General features: G+C 53.1%; 12 protein-coding genes. 9 read left to right on the plus strand and 3 right to left on the minus strand.

Annotated features, from left to right (window positions below; translation table 11 throughout):
- Window position 1: 1 nt before the first annotated feature.
- The 9 genes from AC07TV_RS15365 (at window position 2) to AC07TV_RS15405 (ending at window position 10,608) form a co-directional block, all read left to right on the plus strand.
- Window positions 2–841 (plus strand): 4Fe-4S dicluster domain-containing protein, encoded by an 840-nt coding sequence (locus AC07TV_RS15365; protein WP_226495551.1) that lies wholly within the window; start codon window positions 2–4, stop codon window positions 839–841.
- A 31-nt stretch (window positions 842–872) separates the two neighbouring features.
- The gene (locus tag AC07TV_RS15370; RefSeq protein WP_494649244.1) at window positions 873–1,952 is read left to right on the plus strand and encodes a hypothetical protein; all 1,080 of its coding nucleotides are present in this window, start codon (window positions 873–875) and stop codon (window positions 1,950–1,952) included.
- 18 nt (window positions 1,953–1,970) lie between these two features.
- On the plus strand, window positions 1,971–2,633 hold the full coding sequence (gene atoD, locus AC07TV_RS15375; protein ID WP_226495549.1) for an acetate CoA-transferase subunit alpha: 663 nt from the start codon (window positions 1,971–1,973) through the stop codon (window positions 2,631–2,633).
- Window position 2,634: 1 nt separating this feature from the next.
- Window positions 2,635–3,288, plus strand: a complete 654-nt coding sequence (locus AC07TV_RS15380) for a 3-oxoacid CoA-transferase subunit B (RefSeq protein WP_226495548.1) — start codon at window positions 2,635–2,637, stop codon at window positions 3,286–3,288.
- A gap of 156 nt (window positions 3,289–3,444) precedes the next feature.
- Window positions 3,445–6,894: a pyruvate carboxylase gene (locus AC07TV_RS15385; protein ID WP_494649245.1), complete on the plus strand. Its 3,450-nt coding sequence runs from the start codon at window positions 3,445–3,447 to the stop codon at window positions 6,892–6,894.
- A 9-nt stretch (window positions 6,895–6,903) separates the two neighbouring features.
- Window positions 6,904–7,647 carry a nitroreductase family protein gene (locus AC07TV_RS15390; protein WP_494649246.1) on the plus strand — a complete coding sequence of 248 codons (744 nt, stop codon included), beginning with the start codon at window positions 6,904–6,906 and terminating at the stop codon, window positions 7,645–7,647.
- 72 nt (window positions 7,648–7,719) lie between these two features.
- Complete coding sequence (ilvC, locus tag AC07TV_RS15395) at window positions 7,720–8,736, plus strand: ketol-acid reductoisomerase (protein ID WP_494649247.1); 1,017 nt, start codon at window positions 7,720–7,722, stop codon at window positions 8,734–8,736.
- 27 nt (window positions 8,737–8,763) lie between these two features.
- Complete coding sequence (moaA, locus tag AC07TV_RS15400; RefSeq protein WP_494649248.1) at window positions 8,764–9,795, plus strand: GTP 3',8-cyclase MoaA; 1,032 nt, start codon at window positions 8,764–8,766, stop codon at window positions 9,793–9,795.
- Between the two features lie 60 nt (window positions 9,796–9,855).
- Window positions 9,856–10,608 carry a sulfite exporter TauE/SafE family protein gene (locus AC07TV_RS15405; RefSeq protein WP_494649249.1) on the plus strand — a complete coding sequence of 251 codons (753 nt, stop codon included), beginning with the start codon at window positions 9,856–9,858 and terminating at the stop codon, window positions 10,606–10,608.
- A 303-nt stretch (window positions 10,609–10,911) separates the two neighbouring features.
- Here the strand turns inward: AC07TV_RS15405 and AC07TV_RS15410 are convergent, their stop codons facing one another.
- From AC07TV_RS15410 to AC07TV_RS15420, 3 genes are read right to left on the minus strand one after another with little or no spacing between them, the layout of a single operon-like run.
- Complete coding sequence (locus AC07TV_RS15410; protein WP_494649250.1) at window positions 10,912–12,285, minus strand: TniQ family protein; 1,374 nt, start codon at window positions 12,283–12,285, stop codon at window positions 10,912–10,914.
- Window positions 12,286–12,314: 29 nt separating this feature from the next.
- Complete coding sequence (locus AC07TV_RS15415; RefSeq protein ID WP_494649251.1) at window positions 12,315–13,388, minus strand: ATP-binding protein; 1,074 nt, start codon at window positions 13,386–13,388, stop codon at window positions 12,315–12,317.
- Entirely contained in the window at window positions 13,385–16,108 is a 2,724-nt protein-coding gene (locus AC07TV_RS15420; protein WP_494649252.1) for an integrase catalytic domain-containing protein, read from the minus strand. Before AC07TV_RS15420 ends, AC07TV_RS15415 begins: the two co-directional genes overlap by 4 nt.
- Window positions 16,109–16,121: the final 13 nt, after the last annotated feature.

Consider the following 16,121-nt stretch of genomic DNA (forward strand, 5'->3'; position numbering starts at 1 on the left):
AATGAGCAAATGGAATCTGATCGTTGATGTGGCGCGCTGCGAGAACTGCCACAACTGCACGCTGGCCCTTAAGGACGAATTCGAGAGTAATGAGTTCCCTGGTTACTCGAAGCCGCAGCCGAGGCATGGCCATGAATGGATACGCATCGAGCGGAAAGTACGCGGCGAAGGCACGATGGTTGACGCAGCCTATCTGCCGAGTATGTGCAATCACTGTGATAACGCGCCCTGCGTTGCTAAATCGGCTGGGGCCATCAAGCAACGGGATGACGGAATTGTCATCATCGACCCGGTCAAGGCGAAGGGGCGCAAGGATCTGGTCGATACCTGTCCTTATGGCAACATCTGGTGGAACGAGGAGCATCAGGTTCCTCAGTCCTGGTTCTTCGATGCTCACCTGCTTGATCAGGGCTGGAACGAACCACGTTGCTCCCAGTCCTGTCCGACCGGCGCGTTGAAGGCATTGAAAGTCAGCGATGCCGAAATGAGGGTAATGGCCGAGAGAGAGGGTCTGGAAGTGCTCAAGCCTGACTTGGGAACCAAGCCCCGCGTCTACTACAAGAACCTGCATCGCTTTTCCAAGTGCTTTATTGGTGGCTCTGTGGTCGCTGAACTGGTCGGTGTGGACGAGTGTATTGCTGGCGCCACAGCGATCCTGAGCCAAGGAGGCAAGGAAATTGGGCGCCAAGTGACTGATGTTTTTGGCGACTTCAAGTTCGACGATCTGGAGCCAGGCAGCGGAATATATTCCGTTCAAATCCAACACCCAGATTTAGGTCTAGCAAATGTTACAGGGCTGGTCGACGACAGTTGTTATCTCGGCGAAGTCCGTTTGTCCTAATCAGAAGCTATACGCCAGTTTGGAAGAGAATATGGAAAATTCAGGTCAATTATTCAAAGGCGTTGTCGCCGCAACTGTGGTTATCGGTTTGTCGCTGTTTGCCTGCATCTCCGTTCCGCCTGACCTCTTGATGGGTTGGGGTACGCTGTTTCTAGTTGCCATGGTTCCAGCGCAGATGGTGGTCAGCCTGCTTTGGCGCTGTGAGTATCCGCGTGCTATTGCGGATCTGCCTCAGCCGTGGCGTGGCCTTGGCTTTTTTGCACTGAGTGCGCTGCTCGCTGTGATGGTTGGCTACGTTTCTTGGCAAACGGTTGGTGGTGGTATTTCACCACCGACACCTTTCGTGAATATGTATCTGATTTTCACGGTGCCTGTAGCACTCTGGCTGATTATTCCCTTGCAAGCTTGGCCTTTGAATCTTGTATGTAAGAGCATAGGTTGGCTGGGCGGCAGCCTTTTGGTGGTTACTTACACTTTGGCTTATCTGCTTTTCCGCGTTTTCTTCAATTTCAATTTCCTGAATGGAGCGCCTTTCTACCAGGCAGTTTTGGATCCCAGCGGCCTTTATATGGCTTGGATTCCACTAGCTATGAGCATTGCCTCAGTGGCCGTCATTCTGATTCTGGTCTTGCTCGATTTCTGGCCGGTCGTTGTTCTAGCCAAATTCTTCCCGGCGCTCACAAAGCAGCCAATTTTTGCGATTGCCAATGGTCTGCTCATCGCTGTCGCTGTCTTCCTGCTTTGGTGGTTCTTTGTCGGATATGGCGGAATGGATCTCGTACTTTTCCAGACCAAGGTTTGCGTTGCTCTGATTTTCGGGTTGTTCATCGTACTGGTCATGCTCGAAGGCCTGCCAGGACTAAAAGTTGCGCAACCATGGCGTGGCCTGTTTTTGACAGGCATCGCCTGTGTCCTGGCGGTAGTCATGTTTGAGTTGTATCGAGTGGTTGTGCTGGGCAGGTTTGCTTTGCCCGGTGGCGAGCCTCCCTATGCGCTAGAGCTTTGGCTAGCATCCAGCATGCTTGCTGTCACATTTCCTGCAATGGTTGCACATGCGAATTATCTGCAGTTTTGGCCTTTAGGCTTGCGAAAGTCCGGCTCCAATCAATAACTACTCGAGGAATAAAAAGTGACTGTTCGTAAGTTAATTGAGTGGGATGAGGTCGGTACGCTGTTTGCCGACGGAATGACCATTATGTTCGGTGGTTTTATGGGGGTCGGAACTCCTGAGGGTCTGGTTTCGGTGTTGCTGGAAAAAGGGATCAACAAACTGACCCTGATCGGCAACGATACCGCATTCCCAAATGTCGGCGTTGGCCGTCTTGTCTCTGAGGGGCGAGCCAGAAAAGTGATCGTTTCACACATTGGAACGAACCCATTGACTGGCAAAAAGATGATTGCCGGGGAGCTTGAGGTCGAACTCGTGCCTCAGGGCACTTTGGCAGAGCAAATTCGCTGCGGTGGAGCGGGTCTTGGTGGAGTCCTTACGCCAACCGGCGTTGGCACCATCGTTGAAGATGGAAAAACCAAGATGGTCGTTAACGGTCGTGAATACCTTGTCGAATTGCCGATGCGGGCCGATATCGCCCTTTTGAAGGCCAAGCGGGCGGATAAGGCGGGAAATCTTGTCTATGAGCGTGCCGCCCGCAACTTTAATCCGTTGATGGCCTTTGCTGCTGATCTTGTGATTGCAGAAGTGGAGGAATTGGTGGAGGTCGGTGAAATCGATCCAGATATGGTTATGACGCCCGCCGCGCTTGTCGACAAGATTGTGCTGTCCAGAGGGGCTTGAAATGGATTCGAAAGAACTGATCGCTCGCCGCGTAGCCCAGGAGCTTAAGGAAGGGTATGTGGTGAACCTTGGTATTGGCTTGCCAACGATGATCCCGAGATTTCTTCCGGCGGATATTGAAATTACGCTGCAGTCGGAAAACGGCTTTCTCGGACTTGGTCCGTTGATAGGGGAGCCTCAGCCGGGTGTTGTAAACGCCGGGGGGCAACCCTGTGGACTTATACCTGGTGCAGCCATCTTTGATAGTGCAACCTCGTTTGCGTTGATTCGCGGAGGGCATGTTGACGTGACGGTCCTTGGTGGCCTACAGGTTGATCAGGACGGCAACTTGGCTAACTGGATGGTGCCAGGAAAGATGGTGCCTGGCATGGGCGGCGCTATGGATCTCGTGACTGGCGCAAAAAAGGTCATTGTGGCGATGGAGCATACGACTAAAGACGGAGAGTCTCGTCTGATGCAGCACTGTGCATTGCCGCTGACTGCAAAGGCTCGCGTTTCAATGGTGGTAACTGAACTGGGCGTTTTCGGAATATCTCATGGCGAATTTATTCTTCTTGAGCATGCGCCGAATGTCACCGTTGATGAGATCAAGGCAAAGACATCTGCTCCATTGCTAGTTGCTGATGGGCTGAAGCCCATGGCACTTGATTGCTAGTTTCCTCAGTAGCTCGATTCGAAAGCATCTCCTCTGCGCTTCCTGGTAGTTGGTCGTCTCTCCCGATGTCCAGAAAGAAATGAATCGAGTGTTTTGGCCCGCTTCGGCGGGCCTCTTTTTATATGTATCACCGTTAAGCCAGATAGAAAAATGTCGATGAAAAAAATCCGTAGCATCCTTGTCGCCAACCGCAGTGAAATCGCCATCCGTGTGCTGCGTGCAGCCTCCGAGCTGGGTATTCGAACAGTGGCCATCTACTCGAACGAAGACCGCTTCGCCCTGCACCGTTTTAAGGCAGACGAGTCCTATTTGGTAGGTGCGGGCAAGAAACCGATCCAGGCCTATCTCGATATCGACGACATCATTCGCATCGCCAAGGAAGCTGGCGTCGATGCGATTCACCCAGGTTACGGCTTCCTTTCGGAAAACCCGGATTTTGCCGATGCTTGTCACTCAGCGGGTATAGCCTTCATTGGCCCATGTGGCGAGGTGATGCGCCAGCTTGGCAACAAGGTGGCTGCCCGCAATCTCGCCATGCGGGCGGGCGTCCCGGTGGTGCCGGCAACCCCGGCACTGCCGCTTGATCTCTACGAAGCCAAGGTACTGGCCGATGCTGTCGGTTATCCGCTCATGCTCAAAGCCAGTTGGGGTGGCGGCGGGCGTGGCATGCGTGTCGTCGAGAATGCCGACGAATTGCCCGGTGCGCTCGATGTGGCCCGGCGTGAGGCCAAGGCCGCCTTCGGCAATGACGAGGTCTATCTCGAAAAATTGGTGCGGCGCGCCCGCCACGTCGAGGTCCAGGTCCTCGGTGACCGCCACGGCGAACTGGTCCATCTCTTCGAGCGTGACTGCACCGTGCAGCGCCGCAATCAGAAGGTCGTCGAACGCGCCCCGGCGCCGTACCTTGACGAAACCACCCGCCAGGCACTGTGTGAATCGGCTCTCCAGCTGGCCCGCGCTGCCGACTATACCCATGCTGGTACTGTCGAATTTCTGATGGATGCCGATACCGGCAAGTTCTATTTTATCGAGGTCAATCCGCGTATCCAGGTCGAACATACGGTGACCGAGCAGATCACCGGCATCGATATCGTCAAGGCACAGATTCGTGTCACCGAAGGCTATCGCATCGGTGACGAAGAATCATTCATCCCGAAGCAGGCCGACATCCGCATGTCCGGCCACGCCCTGCAATGTCGCGTCACCACTGAAGATCCGGAAAACGCTTTCACCCCGGATTACGGCAAAATCGCCGTCTATCGCAGTGCGGCCGGCTTCGGCATTCGGCTTGATGCCGGCACCGCCTATTCGGGTGCTGTCATCACGCCGTTCTATGACTCGCTGCTCGTCAAGGTCACCGCCTGGGGCCACAGCAGCGATGAAGCCGCACTGCGCATGGATCGGGCGTTGCGCGAATTCCGGGTGCGTGGCTTGTCCACCAATCTGCAGTTCCTCGAGAACGTCATTGCCCATCCGCTGTTCCGCACGGGCGCCTGCACGACCCGTTTCATCGACGAGACGCCGGAACTCTTCAACTTCGTCAAACGCCGTGACCGGGCCAGCCGCCTCGTCAAATTCCTCGGCCACGTCATGGTCAACGGGAATCCGGAAATGAAAGGAAGAAAGCTGCCGTCCTTGCCTCTGGCACGTCCGATCAAGCCAGCTTTCGACCTCGGCGCACCGATCCCGGCCGGGACCCGCGACAAGCTCAAGGAACTTGGCGCCCAAGGCTTCGCCGAGTGGATGAAGGCCCAGCCGCAGGTGCTGCTCACCGATACCTCGATGCGCGATGCCCACCAGTCGTTGTTTGCGACGCGCATGCGCACTCACGACATGCTGGCTATCGCCCCGTACTACGCCCGCATGGCGCCAAACTTGTTCTCCATGGAATGCTGGGGCGGCGCGACCTTCGACGTGGCCTTGCGCTTCCTCAAGGAAGATCCGTGGGAGCGCCTGCAGCGCCTGCGCCAAGCCGTACCGAACATCCTCTTCCAGATGCTGCTGCGCTCCTCGAATGCCGTTGGCTACACCAATTACAGCGACAACGTCGTGCGCTACTTCGTGCAGCAGGCTGCAACCAACGGCATCGATGTCTTCCGTGTTTTCGACTCCCTGAACTGGGTCGACAACATGCGCGTCGCCATGGATGCGGTGGTCGAAAGCGGGGCCTTATGCGAAGGCACGCTGTGCTACACCGGGGATATCTTCGACCGTAGTCGGCCGAAGTTCAATCTCCAGTATTACGTCAATCTGGCCAAACAACTGGAAAAGGCTGGCGCCCACATCATCGGCATCAAGGACATGGCGGGTGTCTGCAAGCCACGCGCCATCACCGCGCTGGTCAAGGCGCTCAAGGATGAGGTCGGCCTGCCGCTGCATTTCCATACCCACGATACCAGCGGTATCGCGGCAGCGTCGGTGCTGGCGGCAGTCGAGGCAGGATGCGACGCGGTCGATGGAGCACTCGATGCCCTCTCCGGGCTGACCTCGCAACCCAATCTTGGCTCCATCGCCGCCGCCCTCAAGGGAAGCGAACGCGATCCCCAAATCGATCTCGGCCAGCTGCAATCGCTGTCGCATTACTGGGAAGGTGTGCGTCATTACTACGTGCCCTTCGAGCCCGAAATCCGCTCCGGCACTTCCGACGTCTACAACCACGAGATGCCCGGTGGCCAATACACCAACTTGCGCGAGCAGGCACGGGCCATGGGCCTGGAACACCGATGGCCGGAAATCTCCAAGGCTTATGCAGAGGTCAATCGCCTGTTCGGCGACATCGTCAAGGTGACGCCGACTTCCAAGGTCGTCGGTGACATGGCGATTTTCATGGTGGCCAACGATCTGAAACCGGAGGATGTCGCTGATCCGGAAAAAGACATTTCCTTCCCGGAGTCGGTCATTTCCCTGTTCAAGGGCGAGCTGGGCTTCCCGCCCGAGGGCTTCCCCAAAGCCCTGGAAGCCAAAGTCCTCAAGGGCGAAAAGCCATTGGCCGGAAGGGCTGGGGACTTCATGGCACCGGTCGATCTCGATGCCAAGCGCAAGGAGCTGGAGCACGCCATCGGCCGTCACCCGAGCGATAGCGATCTGGCTTCCTACTTGATGTACCCCAAGGTCTTCCGAGATTACGCCGAACATCGCCGGGAGTTCGGTGACGTCTCCCTGCTGCCCACGTCACCGTTCTTCTACGGCCTGCAGGATCGGGAAGAAGTCGCCATCGACATCGACAAGGGGAAGACCCTCGTCGTGCGTCAGACAGGCCGCGCAGAAGCGCCGGACGAGGAGGGCAAGATCAAGGTCTTCTTCGAACTGAACGGCCAACCGCGCACAACGCGGGTTCCCAAGGCAGGTCTGGAGGGCGCCAGCAAGGCTAGAGCCAAGGCGGACGGCAGCAATACCAACCATGTCGGCGCACCGATGCCGGGCATGGTGGTCACGGTTGCCGTCAAGCCGGGGCAGAAAGTGGCGAAGGGCGCTCCTCTGCTATCCATCGAGGCAATGAAGATGGAAACGATGTTGAGTGCTGAACGTGATGTCGTCATCAAGGCCATCCACATCAAGCCGGGCGATGTCATTGCGGCAAAAGATTTGCTGATTGAAATTGATTAAGGATTAAACATGTCCCGAGAAATGATCGAGTTACTTCTAGGTCATCACAGCGATAGGATGTTCTCGTCCGAGCAGGTAAGCGACGAGATACTCGACGCAATTATCAGCTCAGCGTATCGAGGCCCAACTTCAATTAACGGGCAGCATATTTCAGTTGTTGTTGTACGGGATGTCGCCAGAAAAGCTCGGATTGCTGATATCGCAGGCGGGCAGGCCTGGATTGCCAAAGCACCGGTCTTCATAACATTGGTGATTGATTTTCATAAAACCCGAATAGGCGTCGAGTGGGCGGGCAAGCAGCAAATTATTCACGAAAGCGTTGAAGGGTTCGCTGTCGGTACCCTTGATGCTGGAATCGCTTTGGCCAATCTAATGGTTGCCGCTCGGGCTCAAGGGTTGGGCATCGTACCTATTGGCGGTATCAGAAAAGATCCTCAGGCAATGATTGACCTTTTGCTATTGCCACCACTCACATTTCCGCTGGTTGGTTTGTGTATTGGCCATGTTGAGAAATCTGCGCCACGGAAACCGCGGTTACCTATCTCAACCTTTAGGCACGACGAGGTCTACCACACAGAAGCCATAGCCGATGCCATCCATGGCTATGACCGAGAGATGTTGGCTTACTGGCAGAGCATTGGTAGATCAGATGGTCTTCCTTGGTCAGCAAATACAGCTTCATTTTATGAGCGCATCTATTTTCCAAAGACCGCCAAGGTGGCTCGGAGCCAAGGCTTCGCTTTCGATGAATGATGTGATCGATAGCGCTTATTAACCGGTCTGATCAAAGCCCCGTTTTGGTTATTAAAATTTAGGAACGAACGCATGAAAGTTTATTACGACAAGGACGCCGATCTCTCCCTCATCAAGGGCAAGAAGGTCACCATCGTTGGTTATGGCTCGCAGGGCCATGCCCACGCCCAGAACCTCAAGGATTCCGGCGTCAAGGTCACGGTTGGCCTGCGCAAGGAAGGCGCTTCGTGGAAGAAGGCCGAAGCGGCTGGCCTGAAGGTCGAAGAAATCGCCAAGGCAGTCAAGGGCGCCGATGTCGTCATGATCCTGTTGCCGGATGAAAACATTCCGCAGGTGTACAACGAAGAAGTTGCCCCGAACATGAAGAAAGGCGCTGCCCTGGCCTTCGCTCACGGCTTCAACGTCCATTACAACCAGGTCGTGCCGCGTGCCGACGTTGACGTCATCATGATTGCCCCGAAGGGGCCCGGTCACACCGTGCGTTCCGAGTACCTGAAAGGTGGCGGCGTACCGTCCCTGATCGCCGTGTATCAGGACGTTACCAAGAAGGCCAAGGACATTGCCCTGTCCTACGCAGCTGCCAACGGCGGCACCAAGGGTGGCGTTATTGAAACCAACTTCCGCGAAGAAACCGAAACTGACCTGTTCGGCGAACAGGCCGTTCTCTGCGGCGGCGCTGTCGAGCTGGTCAAGATGGGCTTCGAAACCCTGACCGAAGCTGGCTACGCTCCGGAAATGGCCTACTTCGAGTGCCTGCATGAACTCAAGCTGATCGTCGACCTGATGTACGAAGGCGGCATCGCCAACATGAACTACTCGATCTCCAACAATGCGGAGTTTGGTGAGTACGTGACCGGTAGCGAAGTCATCAACGAGCAGTCCCGTGCCGCCATGCGCAATGCCCTCAAGCGCATCCAGAACGGTGACTACGCCAAGATGTTCATCCTCGAAGGCCGTACCAACTACCCGGCCATGACGGCTCGCCGTCGTCTGAATGCCGAGCATCCGATCGAAACGGTCGGCGGCAAGCTGCGCGACATGATGCCGTGGCTCACCGAGCAGCGTCTTGTCGACCAGGCAAAAAACTAGTCAGTAACTAACGAGAGTCTTGCAGCTATGCATCATTTATCGAGAGACGCTTCTGGTGAAACTCATCGTAGAGCCATAGCTGCTCTCGTAGACAAGTATGGGCGTCGAATAAACTATGTGCGCCTTTCGATCACAGATCGCTGTGACTTTCGCTGTAACTACTGCATGGCGGAGGAGATGATATTTCTTCCTCGCCATGAAGTGATGAGTTTGGATGAGTGTCTTCGTGTTGCTTCGGTTTTTGTCGGGTTAGGAGTGAACAAGCTGAGAATTACGGGAGGCGAACCGCTCGTGCGTAAGAACGCAATGTGGCTCATCGAACGTTTGGGCGCTATGCAAGGCCTTGATGACTTGGTCATGACAACTAACGGTTCTCAGTTAGCGCGTTATGCCCAAGGGCTCAGAATTGCTGGGGTAAAGCGCCTCAACATTAGTTTGGATACCCTAAAAGCAGAGCAGTTCAGGCAGATCACCCGCACCGGCTCCTTGGCGGATGTACTTAAGGGGATTTCTGCTGCCGGTGCAGCAGGGTTTAGACGAACAAAGCTAAATACAGTGATGATGCGCGGAATCAACGATGATCAGTTCATTGATCTCGTTCGATTCGCCGTGGACAATGGGCTGGATATCTCCTTCATTGAGGAAATGCCACTCGGCGGTATCGCTGGGCGCAGCAGAACCTATATTTCAGCCGAAGAGACAAGAGCTCGAATCTCGGAATGTTTTGATTTGAGTTTGTTATCAGAGACCTCTGGTGGTCCAGCGCGATATTGGAAAGTGAGCGGTTCTGAATCTCGAGTTGGATTTATTTCGCCGCATAGCCACAATTTTTGCGATACCTGCAACCGCGTTCGGATTGCTGCCAAGGGTGAGTTGTACCCCTGTCTTGGCCAGAACGATGTCGTAAATTTGCTTCCAATATTGCGATCCAAGTCATGCAACGAAGAATTGCGCCAAGCCATAGTCGATAGCATGGGGATAAAGCCATTTGGGCACGATTTTTCCAGCCAGATGGAGTCACCAAGCGTGATTCGGTTTATGTCTATGACTGGCGGCTAAATTTCTCAGTGCATGCGTACTGGTTTGTGACAATCCATTGATGACCGTGGCAAATTCTTTATGGAAATGAGTTTTACTGGTTGGGCGGTTACGGCTCTAGCGATCCTGATAACAGGGATTTCAAAGTCGGGCCTTGGGGGGGCTTTGGGTGGTTTGGCGGTGCCATTTCTGTCCATCTGGATATCTCCTAGAGATGCTGCCGCAGTCATGCTACCCATACTTATTGTCATGGACTTGGTTGGTATTCGAGCGTGGCGAGGCAAGGCTGATTGGCATGATTTGAAGATAATGATTCCAGGTGCTCTGACTGGCATAGTGATAGGTTCGCTAACGTTTGGCGTGATGCCTGATCATTTGGTTAAGAGCTTGGTTGGGTTGATCGCTGTATGTTTTTCGCTTGATCGCTTGCTAAGAAAAGCAGGTAAGGTGGCTATTGATCAGCGCCCATCTAAATATTTCGGATGGCTGTGCGGAGCTGGATCTGGTTTCACCAGCACGCTCGCCCATGCTGGTGGCCCACCGGTGATGATCTATCTGCTCTCATGGAACCAACCTCGAGAAACATTTGTTGCGACAACAGTATTCTTTTTTGCCTTCATTAACTTGGCTAAGCTGCCCTTTTACTTTGGACTAGGCCTGTTTAGTCGTGAAACGCTCACGATGTCCTTGGTATTACTTCCCATCGTCCCCATTGGCGTGTGGTCAGGAGTGCGATTGCTCAAGCATATTCCCGAGAGGCCTTTTTATCTGATTTCTACTTATGCCCTAGGACTATCGGGTTTCAAATTACTTTGGGATGGAGTGATGGTTTAATTTTCACTGCGTGTCAGCTCCTAGGTGGGCACAGATGACGCTTGGTGGATGTTGAAAGTTACAGCAGATGTGAGAAGCCAACAACCGGCTGGTTGGCGATCCATTGCGGCCGCACATTGTGCGATTCCCGAATGACCGTTTAGGCCGAGGTGCAGTCGAATGCCAAAATAGTAACCGCTCCCAACGTGAACTCCGGAACTGACCGCTGCTTCATCCTTTTCATGGCCAGTGTTGCTGTCTAGATTGCATCGCGTACTGGTGCCGGTTATATGTCCAATTCTAAAAGTCAGGCCTAATGCATCTTCAAGCTAATTGTACTGTTGATCCCGTTGTCGGATTAAGGGCGGCGGTTTGCTTCGCCAGCGCGAGGATCGAAACGTAGTCTTCATGCCCAAGCTTGAATCCACGTCGTTTTAGCTCATCAACGAGCGGACGCCGTCGAATCTGTTGATTGCGATTTACAAACTCTAAGGTCACAACCTTTATTTCTTCGCACAAGGCCAACAGCCGCCGTCTCTCTCGATGAGTTCGCATTTCCTGCCGGCGTTTTGAAAGTGTCTTTTCTACCTGGGCTGCAAGTTCTGGGAAGCGTTTTTTCGGTGTGGTTCGGTGAATCTGGAATTGCTCTCCGATTTGCCGAAATTTCGTAATTGCGGGATGTTTGCCGATGGTGATATCCAGCATCAATTTTTCAATAGCTGGGTAATCGATATCGCGTTTTCGTGAGATCGGTCGCGGTCGGTCGAGAACAATCTGTGACGGTAGCTTCGCTAACGTTGAAAAGGCGATGGCGTCTGAGTCTCCGTTCAGCAATGCATGAATTGATATCTGAAATGCGTAGGAAATTTCACAGAGAGCTTCCCAGCTTGGAGCTACGACTCCATTTCGCCACTGCGAGACTAGTGATTTGCTCCTGCCGATGTGCATTGCAGCAGACGTCCCATTACCTTCAAAGTGGTAATTGATTGCAGTATTGATTCCGATCGCTAGATTTTCAAAAAGGGGGGTCTTCGCTGTAACCCCTTTCTCCAGCATTTCTACTACGCATTGAGCTATCCACCAGCGGTAGCGAACCTGTTCATCGTGGTCACGAGGGTATGTCCGTCCTGCCCCTCCAAGCCAAGCATGACATTTTGGACAATAGCCAGCAACGTCGTTGTTTCTGATGAATGAAAACGAATTGTTCCCACAATTTAAACAACTCGATTCAAGCCGAGTTCCATGTTCGGTACATAACTCTACGCCTTTCGGCATCCATGCTAGCCGATCATAGATGCGGTTCTCGGATAGCGCGTCATCAAGATAGCAGGCAGGGCACCACTTCCGGAAGTCGTTCAATGAAACGATTGGACGTGCAGGGTCGCGGGCATTCCATGGAGCAAATGAGTGTGCTTGGGCTGCCTCGTACCCGGTGAGGGTTTCGATGACCGTGTGGATGTCATTTGTTACCTTAATGCCGTGATTGGCTGCGTAAAGCGGGTACTCGCAACTGACGAGCGGAAGGTATCGGCTTGTGCCAACGAATGACATCTGTTTGATAACGGCACGCATCGCAAGATGATTTGTTTCGCATATTCCCCGAAACACAGAGGTCATCGCTTCGGTTGCCGGGCCGGAGCTGCATATAGCGGGCGGCAAAATCAAGGGGAAGCGAGGGGGAAGGGTAAATATCTTCACAGTCTTCATTCCATACAGGTCGTGCGACTTCAGTTGCTCGGGATTTTTATCGTTTCCACTACAGAGAGCTGGTCAATTTGGCGTTTGCCGTTCGTCAGTTCATCACGAAGAGTCCTGAGTGTTGCCTTTGGGAAGAAACAGGAGATCAGCAGGTTCTCGTCCATTGGGCAGTTGTTTTGCAGGCTTTTTCTCATCCATTTATGCAGGATGTGCCTTGTCATTCCAATCTGTCCGAGCGCTTGCTCGAAAAGAATCGGGAGCATTTTCTGAACATTTAATTTCCAAATCGTTGGTATGTGGGCCAGCAGTCCCAAAAGACCGATTGCAAATCCCTCGAAGCCCTCGGCTGTGGCTTCGTAAGGTGAGAAATAGACGGTATTGCCTCGCCTCGCCAGCGGTCCCGTTAGGTTTACGGAATCGAGCAAGGTAAACGTTCCCGTCAGTAGCAGGGTGGCGGGGGAGCGATTGACGAGTGAACGTACAGTTTCTGCTTTTCGTTCGAGTAGAAGACGAAGCTTTTTTTCTGTCAGATTCGGATTGACAACGAACAGACTTTTCGCCTCGTCGATGACGATAAGGCGAGTATTCCGGGACGAGATATTGGTTTTCGCACGGCGACGCAATGCGCCTGTTGTTGGGAGGGCTGCAGATGCCTCCGGGGCTATCGTGGCGCGTATTCCGGCTTCCCCAGAGTCACGATTTGTCAGTGGAAGAGTTGATTCAATTAATGGGGCATGCAATTCTTGAAGCAGGTCCATATATAGATATTTCCACTCGAATTCGCCTTCTTCTGGCATGTCAGCTTCGAGCCACGCTGCAGGTACAGATATCTTGTCTTCAGGAAATTGAAGCATGAACTTTTCATTTACTTGACTTACAAGAAGTTTGGTTAGTGCCGTTTTCCCAATTCCGCTCGGGCCAACGAGATTGACCATGTTCTGGTCAAGACCTGGGTCGATCGCATCCTTTACCGCTTTCAGTGTCTTATCGAATGCCGGATGGCTGACTATGAGATTCTTGTCGGCAAAATAATTGAGGCAAATTTCGGGTAGTGCCGAGAGTAGTTCTGGTGGATGCTTGCGTTCGACGGATTCCATGTTCATCGGAGAATCTCCCCGTAGGTGGAATCTGCTGCAGCTTGAAGTGCCTGTGCGGCCATTGCAGCGATGCGTTGGTGCTCATCATCCGCTGGTGCAGCGTCAGTCGACGAGGTGTCGGCGGATGCTGGGAGAGAAAACGCGTACGAGAGCTTTTTTCGAACCTCCGGATCATCCATGAATTCCTTGTTAGCAAGTGCCGCGGTATTCAGGCGTTCGATCAGGTCGGTAAGCTCCTCGGAAGACTTTTCGCGGGCAGCAGCTACGAATCGGTGGTCCATCAACAGATCTTCATAAACCGCGCGCAGGTAAGACGGGGGGACATTGGCGAATTCGCCAGTAAACTTGGAGCGGCAGTAAACCCACTTTCCGTCAACGTGAGCAAGAACGCATCCTGGATCAAAAGGCACCAACTTGACTGGAACCGGTCTGCCGCGAAGTGTTCTATCCGTAAGCGCTAGACCTCCGTAGCGCTCGTAGTTGACCCGAATTCCTCGTCGGTCATCAATCATGCGGGTGCCGCCACGAGCGTCTGGTAGCAACAGGTGTAGGCAATCATTAACGTCGATTAATTGGTGCGTTCTTTTGCCACCAGAAATCATTCCGTCGTTGAACACGTCTCGTGGAGGTCGCAGCCAGGCAGGGTGCGCTTGGCTGTCATAAGTACTGAAGAAAAATTCCTCAAGACCATCGTAGATTTGATAGAGAAACAGTCCAGCATGCTGCTCCGGATCTACTGAGCGAGTCATCGTGCGAACAAGTTTTGTTGCTTTGGTGTTGCCGGCAAGGTTATGAATTAGGCGTGTGTGAACAACTCCAAAAGCGCGTTCAAGCACCGCGCCATAGCGCGCTGCACTCTTTGGGCGAAACAGATGGCGAATATCTAGTACATCCATGGCCATCTTCAGTGCTTTGCTGCGAAAGTCACTTCCCCAGTCGGTTATTACTGTGTCTGGAATACGTCCGAAACGTTTGAACATGTCGTAAAGCCCCATCAACACGGAAAACGTTGATGGCGGGCGATAAGTGAGCCAGTAACCAAGGATTCGTCGGCTAAAGGCATCCATGACTAGCGTAAGCCAGACACGCGTTCTTGGTTTGCCTGAAACAATGCTAATTGGATGAATGTCCAGGAGGGTATGGTCGATATGAACCAGTTCGAATGGTCGCTGGCAATGTATGGGTGTTTCGTGTTCCAGTTGCCAGTAAGAAGGCTCTTCCTGATAGGCAACTTTGTGCCCTTGCGAGGCTTGAATGGTGTCGTTGCTTTCCTGCTTTTTCGCTCTTGCGTAGAACGCGGGGAGAGAAATCATTTTTTCTCCGTTGTTCTCGATCTCTTTTTTGATGTTATGGAAAATTTGATGCAGAGAGAGCCGAATTTTCTGCGCAAGCTCTTTCGCGATTGCAGTATCAATATTTTCACTAAGGGTTGCATCAATATGAGGTCCATGAAAGCCTCGCAGTGGTGCTTGATCGATTAGGCCAGCGATTGGCGGAAGGCCGGCGGCGGTAGCCTCGCGTTCGTTGGCGGACCAGCGAGAAATACTTCGTAGGCTGGCATTTGGAATCTGTTCAATCGGTACGCCGGATCGATATTGCTCAAGTGCTTCCCGTCGCTTGAGAGCACCACGAATCTGTTCGGTCGTGGCGTTTCGCAGTAGATTGAACTGTCGATCTTCAGGTTCGTTTCTTGACCTGGGCTTTATCGTTAGTAGGCCGCGGTTATTCAGGTGTGATAGCAGGCGCCATGGTGCCTCAAATAGTTCCCCATTCTCTCCCACCCCTACGAGCGAAGTGTTTCCAACGAACTGAACCGTGTAGTTCACTCCATCAGCAATGATTGTGCTGCCGGGTAAGATGGCACTAGGAACAAGTGGGAGACTCGGGACAGCGTTTTCTTTGCGTAAGCACGCAATGTCTCCGGTTGCGATTTGATGGGCGCGAAGGGCGTCTTGGTCACGAAATAGCAGGTAATTCTGTGTTTTAGCCAGTTCGAAGGTATCCCATTCGAAGGCGATCAAGCCGTTTGCCAAGCACCAATGGACCAAGTCGAGGTCTACTTCTTCTTGTTCAAGGAGTTCGTCGAGCGTGCAGTAAGCGTTTGTACAGAAATAGCTTGTAACTAGCGTTGAGGTCGGCTCGTATGTTTGAGCCGCCTTTCGAGTTAAATAGGAAATCAGCCAACGCTGGTTGAGTGTTCGAATGCGCGGAATTTCATCGTCAAATCGTACAGAATATGTAGCGCCTAATCGTCGTGCTGTTTCCTCTGCGCAAGGGGAAGAAACTCTTCCGCTGTCTGACACGTAGCGACCTGGATGAGAATCCGTTAGGCGATCCCTTTTGCTGGCTGGTTTCCATTCGTCGATGCAAAGCCCCTTTGATTTTCGAAGGACCATGAAGTCTGGCGGCGTTGTGGTGCGAACGTGCTTGCCATCGGGTTTGATGTAGTCCAAAGAAAGCTTTGGCGCTTGTGCTGAGTAGGCTAATACGTCTGGATCGAAGATGTAGTCGAGCAAAGCACGAGCTTCTGCAGTGTCGCTTTCCACCGAAAAACTGGTTCCCATCTTTGGGCACGGATTGTTGCTGGTAGCGTTACGTGTTCCACCCTGAATCTTGCGAGAAGGGCCAGTAAGCGCTTTTTCGATGTATTCACGACCCTCTGTTGGGAGTGCGTGGAGATCGACGAACGAAGCCAGAACGGCCTTGGAAAAAATCTGAAACGACATCCTATGGTCCTTG

The sequence above is a fragment of the Azonexus sp. GW821-FHT04F04 genome, assembly GCF_059420025.1.

What these genes read in the sequence shown, in the direction of transcription:
- AC07TV_RS15365 (WP_226495551.1), top strand. Translation starts at nt 2, where the DNA reads ATGAGCAAATGGAATCTGATCGTTGATGTGGCGCGCTGCGAGAACTGC.
- AC07TV_RS15370 (WP_494649244.1), top strand. Translation starts at nt 873, where the DNA reads ATGGAAAATTCAGGTCAATTATTCAAAGGCGTTGTCGCCGCAACTGTG.
- AC07TV_RS15380 (WP_226495548.1), top strand. Translation starts at nt 2,635, where the DNA reads ATGGATTCGAAAGAACTGATCGCTCGCCGCGTAGCCCAGGAGCTTAAG.
- AC07TV_RS15385 (WP_494649245.1), top strand. Translation starts at nt 3,445, where the DNA reads ATGAAAAAAATCCGTAGCATCCTTGTCGCCAACCGCAGTGAAATCGCC.
- AC07TV_RS15390 (WP_494649246.1), top strand. Translation starts at nt 6,904, where the DNA reads ATGTCCCGAGAAATGATCGAGTTACTTCTAGGTCATCACAGCGATAGG.
- ilvC (WP_494649247.1), top strand. Translation starts at nt 7,720, where the DNA reads ATGAAAGTTTATTACGACAAGGACGCCGATCTCTCCCTCATCAAGGGC.
- moaA (WP_494649248.1), top strand. Translation starts at nt 8,764, where the DNA reads ATGCATCATTTATCGAGAGACGCTTCTGGTGAAACTCATCGTAGAGCC.
- AC07TV_RS15405 (WP_494649249.1), top strand. Translation starts at nt 9,856, where the DNA reads ATGGAAATGAGTTTTACTGGTTGGGCGGTTACGGCTCTAGCGATCCTG.
- AC07TV_RS15415 (WP_494649251.1), bottom strand. Translation starts at nt 13,388, where the DNA reads ATGAACATGGAATCCGTCGAACGCAAGCATCCACCAGAACTACTCTCG.
- AC07TV_RS15420 (WP_494649252.1), bottom strand. Translation starts at nt 16,108, where the DNA reads ATGTCGTTTCAGATTTTTTCCAAGGCCGTTCTGGCTTCGTTCGTCGAT.